The sequence below is a fragment of the Xanthomonas sacchari genome, from assembly GCF_024266585.1.
In the GTDB taxonomy this organism is placed as follows: Bacteria; Pseudomonadota; Gammaproteobacteria; order Xanthomonadales; family Xanthomonadaceae; genus Xanthomonas_A; species Xanthomonas_A sacchari_C.
The window spans coordinates 3,646,845-3,661,717 of the sequence record NZ_CP100647.1 but is presented as its reverse complement, the minus strand read 5'-3'; the positions used below and the strand labels follow the sequence as shown (position 1 = coordinate 3,661,717).

Genomic DNA, 14,873 nt, shown 5'->3' with positions numbered 1-14,873 from the left:
AGCATTGAGAGGGGAACACCATGCGGACATTGATGGCGCGGTCGCTGCTGGCGGCCGCTGTGGCGGTTGCGCTGACGTCCTGCGGAGGCGGCGGTGGCGGTGGCGGCAATCTGGTCCACGGCAGTCCGCCGCCGACCTCGCCGCCTCCGCCTCCCCCACCACCGCCGCCTCCGCCGCCTCCGCCGCCGCCGCCGCCGACGTCGCCTCCGACCTCGCCGCCGCCGCCCCAGCCGGCCTTCGACGCGCACCTGACCCTGACCAATACGCTGGCCGCGCACTCCGCCGGCTACGACGGCAGCGGCTTCCGCATCGGCGTGGTCGACACCGGCGTCAACCGCAACCATCCGGCCCTGGCCGGGCGAGTGGTGTCGAACCTGATCTACGTCGATCCGAGCCAGAACAACACCGCAGTCGACGACGTCGACGGCCACGGCACCACCGTGGCGCAGCTGGCGGCGGGCAAGTCGGTCGGGCAGTGGCCGGGCGGCATCGCCCCGGGCGCGCAGATCGTGTCCGCGCGCATCATTGCCGATACCCCGCCCAAGGACGACGGCAGCGGCAGCGGCAACCAGGTCAGTGGCGGACTGGGCCTGACCCAGGTGCACCAGGACCTGATCAACGCCGGGGTCAAGGTGATGAACAATTCCTGGGGCGGCATCTACTGGACCGACCTGAATTCGACCAACGCCATCGCCGCCGAGTACCGCCCGTTCGTGCTCGGCAACGGTGGCCTGGTGGTGTTCGCCGCCGGCAACGAATCCAAGTCCACGCCCTCGGACATCGCCTCGCTGCCCAGCAAGGCCGGCCCCAACGGCACGCTGCCGGCGGCGGACCTGGAGCGCGGCTGGCTGGTGGTGGCCGCGGTCGATTCCAGCACCGGCACGCAACTGGCCTCGTACTCCAACGCCTGCGGCGCGGCGATGCGCTACTGCCTGGTCGCGCCCGGCACCGAGGTGTTCGTCGATCCCAAGGCGACCACCTCCACCAGCAATCCCGGTTACTACTACGGCAGCGGCACCTCGTACGCGGCGCCGCTGGTGTCCGGCGCGGCGGCGCTGGTCTGGCAGGCCTTCCCGTACTTCAGCAACGACCTGGTCCGGCAGACCCTGCTGGGCACCGCCACCGACCTGGGCACGCCCGGCGTGGACGCGACCTTCGGCTACGGCCTGCTCAACGTCGGCAAGGCGGTGCAGGGACCGGGCCGCTTCGACTGGGGCGACGTCACGGTGGCGTTCACCGGCAGCTCGACCTGGGCCAACGACATCGCCGGCAGTGGCGGCCTGATCAAGCAGGACAGCGGCACGCTGATCCTCAGCGGCACCCAGAACAGCTACAGCGGCGACACCCAGGTGCAGGGCGGCACGCTCAGCGCGGCCAGCCTCGGCAGTTCGAACGTGGCGATCAGCAATGGCGCCACCTTCGTCGGCACCGGCGCGCTCGGCGGCAGCGTCGCCAATGCCGGTACCTTCCAGGTCGGCGCGGCCACGCTGAGCCTGAGCGGCAACTACGTGCAGAGCAACAATGGCCGCCTGGCCCTGCTGGTCGGCGACAAGCTCTCGGTCGGCGGCAGCGCCACCCTGCAGGGCGGCTCGCTGTACGTGCTGGGCAAGCGCGACTACGTGGTCAACAACACCGCGTACAAGGTGCTGGAGGCCAATGGCGGACTCACCGGCACGTTCGCCTCGGTGACCACGCCGTCGAACGTGTTCCTGACCTCGTCGCTGTCCTACGACGCCACCAGCGCCTCGATCACCGTGCAGTCGCTGAGCGTCACCGCCGCCGCGGCCAGCTTCGGCAACATCACCGCCGCCACGCTGGCGTCGGCGACCCGCGTGGACGCGGCGTTCGCGCAACTCAATACGCAGCTGACCCAGGCCCCGGCCACGGTCGACGGTGCGCTGCTCAAGGCGGCCGGCGCGGTGCAGCAGTCGCCGAGCGTGGCGGCGGCGTCGGCGACCCTGCGCAGCCTGTCCGGCGAGGCGCATGCCGCGGCCACTGCGATGACCTTCGACACCATGGACCTGCAGCGGCGCGCGCTGTCCAGCCGCTTCGACACGCTGGTCGAGCAACCGCGCGCGGTCGGCGCCTGGAGCCAGCGCCTGGGCGAGACCGGGCAGGGCAGCTTCGCCGGCAGCCAGTTCCAGCTCGATGGCTGGCTGATGGGCCAGGACCTGCGCCTGGGCGAGCACGCGGTGGCCGGCTTCGCCTTCGGCGAGAGCCGCGCCAGCGACGCCGGCAGCCTGGACCGCAGCCGCAACCGCCAGGTGCAGGGCCAGGCCTACCTCGGCGCGGTGGCCGGCAATGCCTACGCGCTGGCGCAACTGGGCACCGGCCAGTACCAGCGCCAGCTCGATCGCAGCCTGCTGCTCGGCGATACCGTCGCCGACGCGTCCAGCCGCTACGCCGGCCGCTTCCTGTCCTCCAGCGTCGAGGTCGGCTATCGCGTCGGGCGCGGCCCGGCGTGGCTGACCCCGTATGCCGGCGCCGACTACAGCCGCATCGACAGCGACGGCTTCCGCGAGCAGGGCGGCGACGGCTTCGGGCTGATGGCCGGTGCCGCCAGTTCCTCGCGCAGCCAGGCGCTGGCCGGCCTGCGCGGCGGATTCGGCGGGCGCGGCTGGTCGCTGCAGGGCTATGCCGAATGGCAGCAGACGCTGGCCGCGCAGGGGCTGGACCGGCAGGCCAGCTTCGTCGGCGTCAACGCCTGGGCGCCGCTGGTGGACCTGCAGCCGGCGCGTTCGGGCGGCCTGTTCGGCGCCAGCCTGCAGACGCGCTGGAATGGGGGGCTGTTGGGGCTGGGCTACGACCAGCGGTTCGGCCCGCGCGGCGACGACCGTGCGGTGTCGCTGCGCTATCGCCTGGGCTTCTGAGCCCGGACACGCGGTCCGGCGCGTGCTGCGCCGGATCGTGGGCGGTCATGTACGGTCGGGACGTCCCGGCCTTGCGATCTGAGACCACGCTACCTGCGGTGCAGGCGGCGCGCGGCGTCACTCGCCGCGCAGATGGCCCATCGAGCGCGGTGCGGTGCGGCCCAGCGGCAGCTTGAGCTTGCCGATCGCCTGCATGCGCGCCTCGGCGATGCGGTCGGCGGCCTGTTGCGGCGGAATGTTCTCGCGCTCGGACAGGTCGAAGATCTTGCCGAGGTTGTGGTACATGCTGCGGATCAGCCGCATCGCGCGTTCGCGGTTGTAGCCGTCGATCTCCAGCGACACGTTCATCACGCCGCCGGCGTTGACCGCGTAGTCCGGCGCGTAGAGGATGCCGCGGCGGTGCAGTTCCTCGCCGACCGCGGGGTTGGCCAACTGGTTGTTGGCGGTGCCGCAGACGATCTTGACCTTCAGTCGCGGCAGCTTGGCCTCGTCGAGTGCGCTTTCCAGGGCGCACGGCGCCAGCACGTCGGCGGCGACGTCGTAGATCTCGTCCGGGGCCACCGCTTCGGCACCGTATTCGGCCACCGCGCGCGCGACCAGCGCCGGGTCCAGGTCGGTCACGTACAGCTTGGCGCCGCGTTCCTTGAGCAGCTTCACCAGCTCCATGCCGATGTGGCCCAGGCCCTGCACGGCGATGCTGATCTTGCCGATCTCCTCGTGGCCGAACTTGCGTTGCAGCGAGGCCATCAGCGCCTGCAGCGCGCCGTAGGCGGTGAACGGGGCCGGATCGCCGGAGCCGCCATGCACCTGGTGCACGCCGGTGACGTACTCGGTCTCCAGGTAGATCTGCTCCATGTCGTTGACGTCGGTGCCGACGTCCTCGGCGGTGATGTAGCGGCCGCCCAGCGAATCGACGTAGCGGCCGAAGGCGCGGAACAGCGCTTCGGACTTGTCGCTTTTCGGGTCGCCGATGATCACCGCCTTGCCGCCGCCGATGTTGAGCCCGGCCAGCGCGTTCTTGTAGGTCATGGTGCGGCTGAGCCGCAGCGCGTCCTGCAGCGCCGATTCGGTGTTGGCGTAGGGGCGCATGCGCACGCCGCCCAGCGCAGGGCCGAGCACGGTGTTGTGGATGGCGATGATCGCCTGCAGTCCCACGTCGCGGTTGTGGCAGAAGACGACCTGTTCGTGGCCGGTGTTGGCTAGCGTTTCGAAAAGCATGGGGGCTCCGCTGGCGTTGCAGGTGTCGGACACCATGGGTCCAGGAACGTGCCTGGTGGGTGGCGCAAAACAAAAACGCGACGGTTCCGGAACTGGCCCTGAGCGTCGCGATGGCGGCATTTTAAAGCAATTGCCGGCCGCCCGCGCGATGACGCTGCGGTCCGCGGGCACGGGCATCTCGCCGCGCTGTGCGACGCCAGGCGGCAAGCGGTGCGGGCGATCGCTTCGATCGCCTGATGGCGCCTGCCTGCGGGTGGCATCGGCGTGAGGTGGTGTTGGCGGAGATGGGCAGACGCGGCGGCGGCCCGGGCCGGTCCTGTGTTGGCGGCGATGGACACTGGCGGGGCGGGATCGGCCGAATGCCGGCGCGACGGTGGCCGCTGCCGTGGCGGTGGCCCCGCATGCCACCGCGCCGCGGGTCGCGCGCGCCGCCGGCACGGCGATCGCGCGACCATGGGGCGGGCGATGGACTAGCGGCGGACCCAATAGCCGGCGTGGAAGCGATAGGCGGGGCCGTAATGCTCCCAGCGCGGGCCGACGTAGACGTAGCCCGGCCGTTCCACCACGTAGCGGCCGGCGACCCAGACGTGGTGGTGTCCGTCCCACTGCCAATAGCCCGGCAGCCACACGTAGCCCGGCCGCACCACCACCCGTTCCACGCGCGGCGGTGGCGGCGCGGTGCGGACCGCCAGTTCCACCACCTCGCGCGCCTGCGCGGGCGCGACGGCCATGCCACCGGCGAGCGCGCCGCCGAGCAGGGAGGCCAGCAACAAGGGACGAGCGAGCATACGATTCTCCGAAGGCATCGGCGGGGTGCCGATGCGGGAGGAAACGCCGCGGCCGGCGCGGCTGTTGACCGCGTCGCCGGCACGCATTCATGCAGCGGATAGCCAGGCGCTGACGCCGAGCGGCGGGACCGCCGCCGCGGGCGTGCATGCTGCAGCGCAACCTGCCCGCGCTGCGCCGCGCGCCTAGAATCGGGACATTCTCTTTTCGATGTCCGTCCGATGAGCATTCCCGCGTCCCGCGTTCCGTTGCCGCAGACGGACGCCAGCCCCTTGCGTTTCGTCACCGCCGCCAGCCTGTTCGACGGCCACGATGCGGCGATCAACATCATGCGCCGCCTGATCCAGGCGCAGGGCGCCGAAGTGATCCACCTCGGCCACAACCGCAGCGTCGAGGACGTGGTCCGCGCCGCGCTGCAGGAGGACGCCGACGCGATCGCGCTGTCGTCCTACCAGGGCGGCCACGTGGAGTACTTCAAGTACATGGTGGACATGCTGCGCGCGCGCGGCGCCGGCCACGTGCGGGTGTTCGGTGGCGGTGGCGGCACCATCACACCGGAAGAGATCGCCGAGCTGCAGGCCTATGGCGTGGAGCGCATCTACCACCCGAACGACGGCATGAAGATGGGCCTGGTGGAGATGATCGAGGACGTGGTGGCGCGTGCAGGGCGCGCACGGGACGCGGGAGCCGCGACCCGGGACCCGGAGCAAGCCGGCACCTCGATTCCCGGCATCGACGACGAGATCGGCATCGGCAGGATGCTGTCGGCCATCGAAGACGGCGCGTTCTCCGAGGCCGAACTGGCCCTGCTGCGCAAGCAATGGCAATCCGGTCTGCCTCGCCCTGCCGAGTCCCGGATCCCGGGCCCCGGGGCTCGCAGCGGGCGTGCCGCGCCCGTGCTCGGCCTGACCGGCACCGGCGGCGCCGGCAAGTCCTCGGTCACCGACGAATTGCTCAACCGCTTCCTGGCCAGCTTCCCGCAGATGCGCATCGCGGTGGTGTCGGTGGACCCCAGCCGGCGCCGCACCGGTGGTGCGCTGCTCGGCGACCGCATCCGCATGAACGCGCTGCGCAGCCCGCGCGTGTACATGCGCTCGATGGCCACGCGGCGCCAGCACGCCGCCACCAACCGCGTGCTGAAGGACTGCATCGCGCTGCTGAAGGGCATCGGCTACGACCTGGTGATCGTGGAGACCGCCGGCATCGGCCAGAGCGATTCGGAGATCGTCGACCTGGTCGATTTCCCGGTGTACGTGATGACCAGCGACTACGGTGCGCCGAGCCAGCTGGAGAAGATCGACATGCTCGACTTCGCCGAGCTGGTGGTGCTGAACAAGTACGACCGGCGCGGCGCCGAGGACGCGCTGCGCGACGTGCGCAAGCAGTGGCGGCGCAACCGTGCGGCATTCCAGTTGGACGATGAAGCGGTGCCGGTGTATCCGACCATCGCCAGCCAGTTCAACGACCCCGGCGTGAGTTGGATGTTCGTCAATCTGTGCCGCCTGCTGCGCGAGAAGCTGGCGACGCAGCCGGAGGCCGTGGCAGGTGCGCCGGTGCACTGCGATTTCCGCCCGCAGTTGGACACGACGCTGAAGGAGCCGCGCGCCACCGTGTTGATTCCCGGGGCGCGCGTGCGCTACCTGGCCGAGATCGCCGAGCAGGGGCGGGCGCTCAATGCCGGGGTGCAGCGCCAGGCCGAGGCCGCCGACCGGGCGCAGGCGTTCTGGCAGGCGCTGCACGCACTGCAGGATCCGCAGCTGCCGGCGCAACTGGAACTGTATGCGGCGCACGACCTGCTGCCGGCGCCGCGCACGGCCGCCGATGCATCCGCTGACGCCGTGGACACGAGCCTGCTGTTGCTGCGCCAGCGCTACAACGATGCACTGCAGTCGCTCTCCAATGCGTCGCTGAGGCTGCTGCGCGAGTGGCCGCAACGGCTGAAGTCGATCACCGACCCGGTCACCGAATACGCGGTGCGCGGCAAGTCGATCCGGGTGGAGAACTACCGGCAGTCGCTGAGCCATCAGTCCATTCCGAAGATCGCCGCGCCGCGCTACAAGAGCTGGGGCGAACTGCTGACCTTCCTCGGCAAGGAGAACCTGCCCGGCAGCTATCCGTACACCGGCGGCGTGTATCCGTACCGTCGCAGCGGCGAGGACCCGATCCGCATGTTCGCCGGCGAGGGCACGCCCGAGCGCACCAATCGGCGCTTCCACTACCTGAGCGTCGGCCAGCCGGCGGCGCGCCTGTCCACCGCCTTCGACAGCGTCACCCTGTACGGCGAGGACCCGGCGCCGCGCCCGGACATCTACGGCAAGATCGGCAACTCCGGGGTCAACATCCCGACCCTGGACGACATGAAGAAGCTGTACTCCGGCTTCGACCTGTGCGCGCCGACCACCAGCGTGTCGATGACCATCAACGGCCCGGCGCCGATGATCCTGGCGATGTTCATGAACACCGCCATCGACCAGCAGGTGGAGAAGTACCTCAAGGGCGACGCGCAGCGCTGGGCGCAGGCCGAGCGCACCCTGGCGCAGTTGTTCGAAGGCCGCGAACGCCCGCGCTATCACGGCGCGTTGCCGCCGGGCAACGACGGCCTGGGCCTGGCCCTGCTCGGGGTCAGCGGCGACCAGCTGGTGGACGCGCCGACCTATGCGCAGATCAAGGCGCAGACCCTGTCCAGCGTGCGCGGCACGGTGCAGGCCGACATCCTCAAGGAGGATCAGGCGCAGAACACCTGCATCTTCAGCACCGAGTTCGCGCTGCGCATGATGGGCGACATCCAGCAGTATTTCGTCGAGCAGAAGGTGCGCAACTTCTACTCGGTGTCGATCTCCGGCTATCACATCGCCGAGGCCGGGGCGAACCCGATCAGCCAGCTCGCCTTCACCCTCAGCAACGGCTTCACCATCGTCGAGTACTACCTGGCGCGCGGCATGCACATCGACGACTTCGCGCCGAACCTGAGCTTCTTCTTCAGCAACGGCATGGACCCGGAGTACACGGTGATCGGCCGGGTGGCGCGGCGCATCTGGGCGCGGGCGATGCGCGAGCGCTACGGCGGCAACGAGCGCAGCCAGATGATGAAGTACCACATCCAGACCTCGGGCCGCTCGCTGCACGCGCAGGAGATCCAGTTCAACGACATCCGCACCACGCTGCAGGCGCTGTATGCGCTGTTCGACAACTGCAACAGCCTGCACACCAACGCCTACGACGAGGCGATCACCACGCCGACCGAGGAGAGCGTGCGCCGCGCGGTGGCGATCCAGATGATCATCAACAAGGAGCTGGGGCTGAACTTCTGCGAGAACCCCTGGCAGGGCAGTTTCATCGTCGAGCAGCTCACCGACCTGGTCGAGGAGGCGGTGTACAAGGAGTTCGAGGCGATCAGTGAGCGCGGCGGCGTGCTCGGCGCGATGGACACCATGTACCAGCGCGGCAAGATCCAGGAAGAGAGCCTGTACTACGAACACAAGAAGCACGACGGCAGCCTGCCGCTGGTCGGGGTCAATACCTTCCTGCCCAAGGAGCACGCCGGCGAGACCGCGACCGAGATCGAGCTGATCCGTTCCACCGAGCAGGAGAAGGATCAGCAGATCGGCAACGTGCAGGATTGGCAGCGGCGCCGCAACGCGCTGGCGCTGGCCGCCGACGGCGCCGGCCTGGGCGCGCTGCAGCGTACCGCGCGCGAGCGCCGCAACGTGTTCGCGGCGCTGATGGAGGCGGTCAAGACCCATAGCCTGGGCCAGATCAGCCACGCGCTGTACGAGGTGGGCGGCGAGTATCGGCGCAACATGTAGGTGTGGCGGCAGGACCCGGGCGGCTGGAGGCTGGCGCGGGTGCTCTGCTACGGCGATCGCGCGGCGCCCGAGCTGGTGCCGCACTGAGCCTGCGCGGCGCACTCGCCGCCCAGATGGAGATGGAAGCGGTCAAGATCCAGAGTCTTGGCCAGATTAACCAGACAGTGATGCAGTGGACGGCCAGTATCCGCACAACAGGCGGGAGAATGGCCGGCGCTGCGGCACGCCGCTTGCTTGTGACTGGGCGGCGCGATCGCGCGTTGTCCATCACCGCCTGATAGCGGTGGGCCACCGCATCACGTCGGCGTTGCGCAGAAGCCTGTGCGGCGTGCTTGAATGACACGGCGCGCCGGGGGGCGCGCACCGGTGGCCGGGCGCGGGGACCTGGCGATGTTTTGCGGATGACGACGATCGTGCCAATCATGTGGATTGCCATCAGTGCGCTGGTGCTGGGGCTGGGGGCCGGAATCTGGTGGTGGCTGCGCCGTGGTGGCGATGCCGCGCAGGCGCGCGCCGCCTCCGAGCAGGCCGATTTGCCCGATGCGCTGGCGGCACCCGCACGCGCCGCAGCGGCCGCGCCTGTTGCCGAGGCGGAGTCGGGCGTCGACCCATTCGCCGACCCGGCCCTGCTCGACCTGGATCCGGTAGCGGACGCGGCGATCCTCGCGCGCCTGTGCGAGCTGGCGTTCGCCGACCGGCCCGCGACTGCGGCGGGAGCGGCCGCCCCGACGGTCATGGCCGATGCCGCCGCGGTGCTGGCGCGCATCGACGCGCATCCGCGCTATACGCCGCGGCGCCCGCACCTGCTGCCGCAGCTCACCCGCGCGATCAACGATCCGGCCGCCGGCGCCCACGCCATCGCCACGATCCTGGGCCAGGACCCGGCATTGGCCGGCAACCTGCTGCGCATCGCCAACAGCGTGGTCTACCGCCGCCATCCCGAGCCGATCGAGAACCTGGAACGGGCGGTGGCCCTGCTCGGCACCGAGGGCCTGCGCCAGATCGTGCTGGCGGCCCTGTTGCAGCCGGTGATCGTCGACGACGGCAGCGTCTTCGGCCGCTGTGCGGCGATCCTGTGGGAACACACCCTGCTGTCGGCGCACGCCGCCGCCCACGTGCCGGACCGCGAGGATGCCAACGCGGCGCAATTGCTGGCCCTGCTGTGCGGACTAGGGGCGGTCGCGGTGGTGCAGGTGTTGCGCGATGCCCACGCACGCCACGGCGAGGTGGCGCCCACGCCGGCGGCGATGACCGAGATGCTGGAGACCTGGTCGTCGCATTGCGCCAAGGCGATTTCCACCGACTGGGGCCTGTCGCCGCGGGTGCAGCGGGCGCTGGAGGAACAGGCAGGCGATGCCGAGGTGGCGAGCATGAGTCCGCTCGGGCTGGCGCTGCGCCGCCATCGCGCCACTGCCGCCGCGCAGCTGGCGGCGCGCTACCGCCGCTAGGTGGCGCCGTTGGCTGGTGCATCCCGCGATTGGCCGAACCGTGCGGCAGCGGCGCTTGGCCATTGGGCGAGGCGACAGGACATGGTCGTGGACGGCGACGCGACACCGCGTGCGGCGACGCGGGCGCGGATCAGCGTCGGGGACGCGGCGCCCGTGCCGTGGACTGCGTTTGCCCGGCGCTCGCGCGTGCCGAGGCGTATTCGCGGGGTCGTGCTGCGCGTCGGCAGCCTGGCGCTGGCCGCGGGCGGCGTCTTGGCGCACGACGTCGCGCCGGCGCTGGCATCGATGCCGCTTTGCTTGCTGGCGTTGTTGGCGCCGATCGCCGTCCATGCAGGCGGTCCCCTGTTCGCGGCGCGTGCGTGCGTCGCTGCCAGGTGGCCGCTCGGCGCCGCGTGGAGCCGGCCATGAGCTTGGCCGGGACGAAACGCGGTGCGTGGATGCCAGCGCCTTGGCTCAATCGGCTGCTGACCGGCGTGCAGGGTGTGTTGCTGTTGATCGGCGTCTCGGCGATGGCGGTCGGCGCCATCGCCCTGGTCCACGGCGTCTGGGCGCCGGGCATGGTCGAGCTGCCGGTGATAGTGCTCAGTCTTCCGCTCGCGACCATGGCGACGGTCGCGCTGCACGAGTGCGGCCATGCGTTGGCTGCGCGGGCCGCGGGCATGATCGTCTACCTGATCCATCTCGGTCCGCTGCAACTGCATGCGCGCCGCCGTGGCTGGAGAATGCGCTGGCGGCGCGCTCGCCCCGGCCAACCGATGGGCTTCGTGTTGCCTGTGCCGGATCCCGCCCTGCCGCTGTGCAGGCAGTATCGATTGACGATCGCCGGTGGGCCGGCGGCCAATCTGCTGGTGGCCGCGATCGCATGGCTCGCCGCGCGAGGCGCCGGGGTGGACAGCAACCTGGGCGCATTCTGCGTTGGCGTCGGCGTGTTCAACCTGGCGGTCGCGCTGATCAATCTGTTGCCGGTGCAGGGCCGCTCGGGAGCGACCGACGGCTTGCAGTGGGTGAATGTCGCGCAGTGGCGCGACGCGGATGCGCCGGCATACGTGCTCGCCGAACTCAATGGGTGGACGTGCAAGGGCGTCACCGCGGACAAGCTGCCGCCGTCCCGCCTGGACGTGCTGGCACGCAGCGATCTGGCCCTGTGTCACAGCTGGTTCGCGTTGAAGGCGGCGCAACAGCGTGGCCAGTGGCGGGAGGCGGCGGACCTGCAACCGCAGATGGAACAGCGCCTCGCCGAGGCGGGACCTGCGGCCGCGCACTGGGACACGCTGGTCATGCTGCTGCGGTGCGAATTCGCGTTTTCGCGCGCAATGGCGGGAAGCGCCGAGGTCGAGCTGCTGGATGCGGGACTGACGGCGGACGCCGAATGGATCGCCCCTGCGCTGCGCCCGCGCTGCCAGGCGTTGATGGCCGTGCGGCGCGGCGACGATGCGGCCGCGCAGGCGTGGTTGCGCCTGGCGGAGGCGGCGGCCGACGATCAGGTCGATCGCGCCCTGCGGACCACCGAAGCGGTGCTGCGCGATGAGATCCGTCGGCAGGCATGTCCGCAGGCCGAATGACCCGTGCTCCAGCATGGCCGCCACCGTGCGCTGCCTGCACGAAGCGCGGCGCGATTTTGCCCCCTTATGTAGGAGTCATGCGCCAAGCAGGCCGGAGGCGGCCTGCGTCGCGGCGCGTTCCGGCTGCACGCATGCAGCCGGCGCGCCGGTGGCGTGGCGAGCGCGTCTGCCTCAGCGCAGCGGCACGTCGGCGACCTTGTCCTGGTAGTCGCGCTTGGGGTCGATGCCGAACAGCACCTTGATGCCGGCCACCAGGCTGGAGCCGTTGAGCCAGATCTGCGCGTGATCCGGATCCAGGCGCAGCAGCGCTAGCTTGGGATCGTCCTTGCCCTGTTCGTACCAGGCGTCGATGAAGCCGTTCCACAGGCGCTCGATCACCGCCTGGTCGTTGTCCACGCTGAGCGTGCCGCTGATGCTGGCGAACAGGTCGTGGTTCTTGGCGCTGAACGCCGCGATCACCCGCTGGCTCTGCGTGAGCTTCTGCACCAGCGCGTTGTCCTTGGAGGTGAAGAACCAGATCGGGCCGCCGTGATCGCCCTCGAACTGCGCGGTCATCGGCCGCGCGTGGCCGTCCTCGACGCCGTCCAGGCCCAGCATCACGGTGCGGTCGGACTTCAGTGCCTTCCAGAATTTCTCTTCCAGTTCCTGCGGGCTGGCCATGTGGATCTCCGAGCGGGCGACAGTGCCCGCCTGCACTGTGCCGGGGTGGGCGCGCGCGGTCCGTGATGGGAGGGTGCAGGCGATGTGGAGAGTCAGTGCGCGCACGGCGCCGTAGGCACGGGCTGTGGTGCGGTGTGCCTGGAGCGCTGCGCGGCACTGCACAGCATCGCCGGCGGTGCGACCCTGTCGGGGGCGCCCATCGTTCGCAAGGAGGTCGCCAGGGCATCGTGCGATCTGTATCTCCCACAGCTGTTGTGGTTCGAGCGCCGAGTTTCTGGCGGGCTGGCTGCGCCGCGCGGAATGGTTCACGGCGCGCCGCACCGTGCACGGCGCGTGCATCCGTGTTTCACCGCGTGCGCATGCCGTGCTGGCTAGTCTCCGCGACGAGCGTCGGCCGCGTGCCGGCGCCCGCGCACGCTGTCACGGCGTGCGCATGTCCTCGTTACCGGGAAGACCGCATCATGATCAAGTGGGCCATCATCATCGCCATCATCGGACTCATCGCCGGCGCGCTCGGCTTCAGCGGCGTGGCGGGCGCGGCGATGGGCGTCGCCAAGTTCCTGTTCTGGGCCGGTATCGTCATCGCCCTGGTGCTGTTCGTGCTCGGCACGATGCTGGCCAAGAAGGTCAGTTGAGCCGAGAAGATCCGTTGAACAAGGGGGCTCGACCGCGCGGCGGGCAGGGCGCCCCGCCTTGGACTGCAGCGCGGACGCCGTGCTGCAGCATCGACGGACGCGACGCATCGCGTCGGCGCCCGCGTGCCCGGCGTGGGCCGGTGGACGTCTAGGCGTCGTTCGGAGTGTCAGCGTTGTCCGACGTGGTGCTGTCGTCGGACGCGGGCTTGGCCGCTGCGCGTGCTTCGCGCTTGCGCGCGTCCTTCTCTTCCTGCTGTTTCTTCTTGGCCAGCTCGCGCTGACGCTTTTCGAAGGAATAGTTGGGCTTGGCCAATGCGTTTCTGCCGTCTGGGGAATGGCATGAGTGTAGCGCGCTGCGCTGCGCGGCGCTGGCGTGCGAAACGGACAGGCCGTCGTCGGGACGGCCTGTCCTAGGCGCAGGTGCGGGAGTACGGCCCTCCCGGACCTTGGCTTACGGGCTCAGGTACTGCTGGATGGACGAATACACGTCGGCGAAGCGCGAGTAGTAGTCGGGATCGTTCGGGGCGCTGCAGTACGAGCTGCCGCCATACAGGCCGCCGCGCAACTGATAGGCGCCGCTGCTGTTGACGGTGAACAGGCCGGAGCCGGACGAGCCGCCTTCGGTGACGCCGGTGTTCCACTGCACGCGGTACAGAGGCGACCTGCCGCCGGCCGAGGTGGACAGTGCGGTGACCGTGCCCAGCGAATACTTCTTGACGTCGCCGGCGGGGTGGTGGATGCCTTCGATCGCGGTGCCGGTCGAGCCGATCGCCGAACTGCTCCAGCCCGCGTAGAACGCGCCGCTGGGCGGGGTGCTCTTCAGCTCCAGCAGCGAGGTGTCGCGGGTGGTGTTGGCGTGGCGCAGGTAGGCGCCGCCGCCGAGCGTGGTGTAGTTGGAGTTGACCGTGGAGCCACCGCAGGTGGTGGCGTCGTAGAACCAGTAGGTCTGCAGCGTGTTGGCCACGGCCTGGGTGCTGATGCAGTGCGCCGCGGTCCAGAACAGCGGCTTCTTCGGCGAATTGCTGTTGTTGAGCAGGGTGCCGGTGCACAGATAGGTGCTGCCGCCGCTGGTGAAGGTCATCCGCGCCACCGACTTGGCCGCCGAGGTGAAGCCGGAGGTCGGATTGGCGCGGCAGACGATGTCGCGCTCGCACGAATCGCTCTCGCCGATCATCGGCCGCATCATCGTGTCGCTGGCGACCGGGCTGATGTCCAGGTGCGACAGCTGCGGGATCTTCAGCGCGAAGCCCTGCGGATACTGGCCGACGGGCAGCTCGATCTCCACCACCATGCGCGCGCCGGCGATCACCGCCGACCAGCCGGGCTGGCTGCCGGCGAAATCGGCGCCGCTCTGCTGGAACACGCGGCCGTCTTCGCCGGCGAAGCGCAGTGTCGCCTTGCCCGGATCGCCGGGCTGGGCGCCGCTGCCGCTGAGCTGCAGCGCCGCGCGCAGCGCCTGCGCGTTGGTCGAGACGATTTCGAAACTGGTGACCTGGGCGCCATTGGGCAGGGTCTGCCAGCGCAGGCGGCGCAGGTTGATCTCGGGCTTGGCGATGTCGCGGGAAAAGCCGATCTGCAGCGGCTGGCCGTTCTTGACCTGCTGCCCGCGCGCCTGCTTCATCGCGGCGGCCTTGGTGCTGTCGGGTGCGGCCAGTTCGATCAGGCGCGGCGCGTGCGCGCTGCCCGAGGTGAGGCTGCGCAGTTCCGCGCCGCCGAGCGCGGCGGCATCCGGACGCGCTTGGACCGGGGCGGAATCCATCTCGGCTGCTGGGGGAGTGGCAGCCATGGCGACGGGGGACAGGCCGGCAATGCCGGCCAGCAACGCCATGTACAACGCATGCTTGCGATTCATCGATCTTCCTTCTGCGAAGAGGGACGAGACCATCCG

Annotated in this window: 11 protein-coding genes; 6 read left to right on the top strand and 5 right to left on the bottom strand. The window is 70.1% G+C overall.

What is annotated here, in order from left to right; translation table 11 throughout:
• The first annotated feature begins 20 nt into the window (after window positions 1-20).
• Window positions 21-2,870 (top strand): autotransporter serine protease, encoded by a 2,850-nt coding sequence (locus tag NKJ47_RS15215; protein WP_254458676.1) that lies wholly within the window; start codon window positions 21-23, stop codon window positions 2,868-2,870.
• A gap of 117 nt (window positions 2,871-2,987) precedes the next feature.
• Here the strand turns inward: NKJ47_RS15215 and NKJ47_RS15210 are convergent, their stop codons facing one another.
• Both NKJ47_RS15210 and NKJ47_RS15205 read right to left on the bottom strand, forming a co-directional pair.
• Window positions 2,988-4,088, bottom strand: a complete 1,101-nt coding sequence (locus NKJ47_RS15210) for a Glu/Leu/Phe/Val dehydrogenase dimerization domain-containing protein (RefSeq protein ID WP_254458675.1) — start codon at window positions 4,086-4,088, stop codon at window positions 2,988-2,990.
• Between the two features lie 470 nt (window positions 4,089-4,558).
• The gene (locus tag NKJ47_RS15205; protein ID WP_254458674.1) at window positions 4,559-4,876 is read right to left on the bottom strand and encodes a YXWGXW repeat-containing protein; all 318 of its coding nucleotides are present in this window, start codon (window positions 4,874-4,876) and stop codon (window positions 4,559-4,561) included.
• A gap of 219 nt (window positions 4,877-5,095) precedes the next feature.
• On the opposite strand from NKJ47_RS15205, the gene NKJ47_RS15200 reads away from it, so the two are divergent.
• The 4 genes from NKJ47_RS15200 (at window position 5,096) to NKJ47_RS15185 (ending at window position 11,690) form a co-directional block, all read left to right on the top strand.
• The gene (locus tag NKJ47_RS15200; RefSeq protein WP_254458673.1) at window positions 5,096-8,680 is read left to right on the top strand and encodes a methylmalonyl-CoA mutase family protein; all 3,585 of its coding nucleotides are present in this window, start codon (window positions 5,096-5,098) and stop codon (window positions 8,678-8,680) included.
• Window positions 8,681-9,102: 422 nt separating this feature from the next.
• Window positions 9,103-10,128, top strand: coding sequence for an HDOD domain-containing protein (locus NKJ47_RS15195; protein WP_254458672.1), 1,026 nt, complete (start codon window positions 9,103-9,105; stop codon window positions 10,126-10,128).
• 81 nt (window positions 10,129-10,209) lie between these two features.
• Window positions 10,210-10,536 (top strand): hypothetical protein, encoded by a 327-nt coding sequence (locus tag NKJ47_RS15190; RefSeq protein WP_254458671.1) that lies wholly within the window; start codon window positions 10,210-10,212, stop codon window positions 10,534-10,536.
• A complete protein-coding gene (locus NKJ47_RS15185; protein ID WP_254458670.1) occupies window positions 10,533-11,690 on the top strand; it encodes a M50 family metallopeptidase in 1,158 nt (385 codons plus the stop codon). The genes NKJ47_RS15190 and NKJ47_RS15185 overlap by 4 nt, the downstream gene beginning before the upstream one ends.
• 171 nt (window positions 11,691-11,861) lie before the next feature.
• Here the strand turns inward: NKJ47_RS15185 and NKJ47_RS15180 are convergent, their stop codons facing one another.
• Window positions 11,862-12,350 carry a pyridoxamine 5'-phosphate oxidase family protein gene (locus NKJ47_RS15180; RefSeq protein ID WP_254458669.1) on the bottom strand — a complete coding sequence of 163 codons (489 nt, stop codon included), beginning with the start codon at window positions 12,348-12,350 and terminating at the stop codon, window positions 11,862-11,864.
• A 461-nt stretch (window positions 12,351-12,811) separates the two neighbouring features.
• Here NKJ47_RS15180 and NKJ47_RS15175 point away from each other — a divergent pair, with 461 nt between their 5' ends.
• On the top strand, window positions 12,812-12,985 hold the full coding sequence (locus tag NKJ47_RS15175; RefSeq protein WP_254458668.1) for a DUF1328 family protein: 174 nt from the start codon (window positions 12,812-12,814) through the stop codon (window positions 12,983-12,985).
• A 148-nt stretch (window positions 12,986-13,133) separates the two neighbouring features.
• Here NKJ47_RS15175 and NKJ47_RS15170 read toward each other — a convergent pair whose 3' ends face one another.
• Window positions 13,134-13,298, bottom strand: a complete 165-nt coding sequence (locus NKJ47_RS15170; protein ID WP_254458667.1) for a hypothetical protein — start codon at window positions 13,296-13,298, stop codon at window positions 13,134-13,136.
• 138 nt (window positions 13,299-13,436) lie between these two features.
• Window positions 13,437-14,837: a trypsin-like serine peptidase gene (locus tag NKJ47_RS15165; protein WP_254458666.1), complete on the bottom strand. Its 1,401-nt coding sequence runs from the start codon at window positions 14,835-14,837 to the stop codon at window positions 13,437-13,439.
• Window positions 14,838-14,873: the final 36 nt, after the last annotated feature.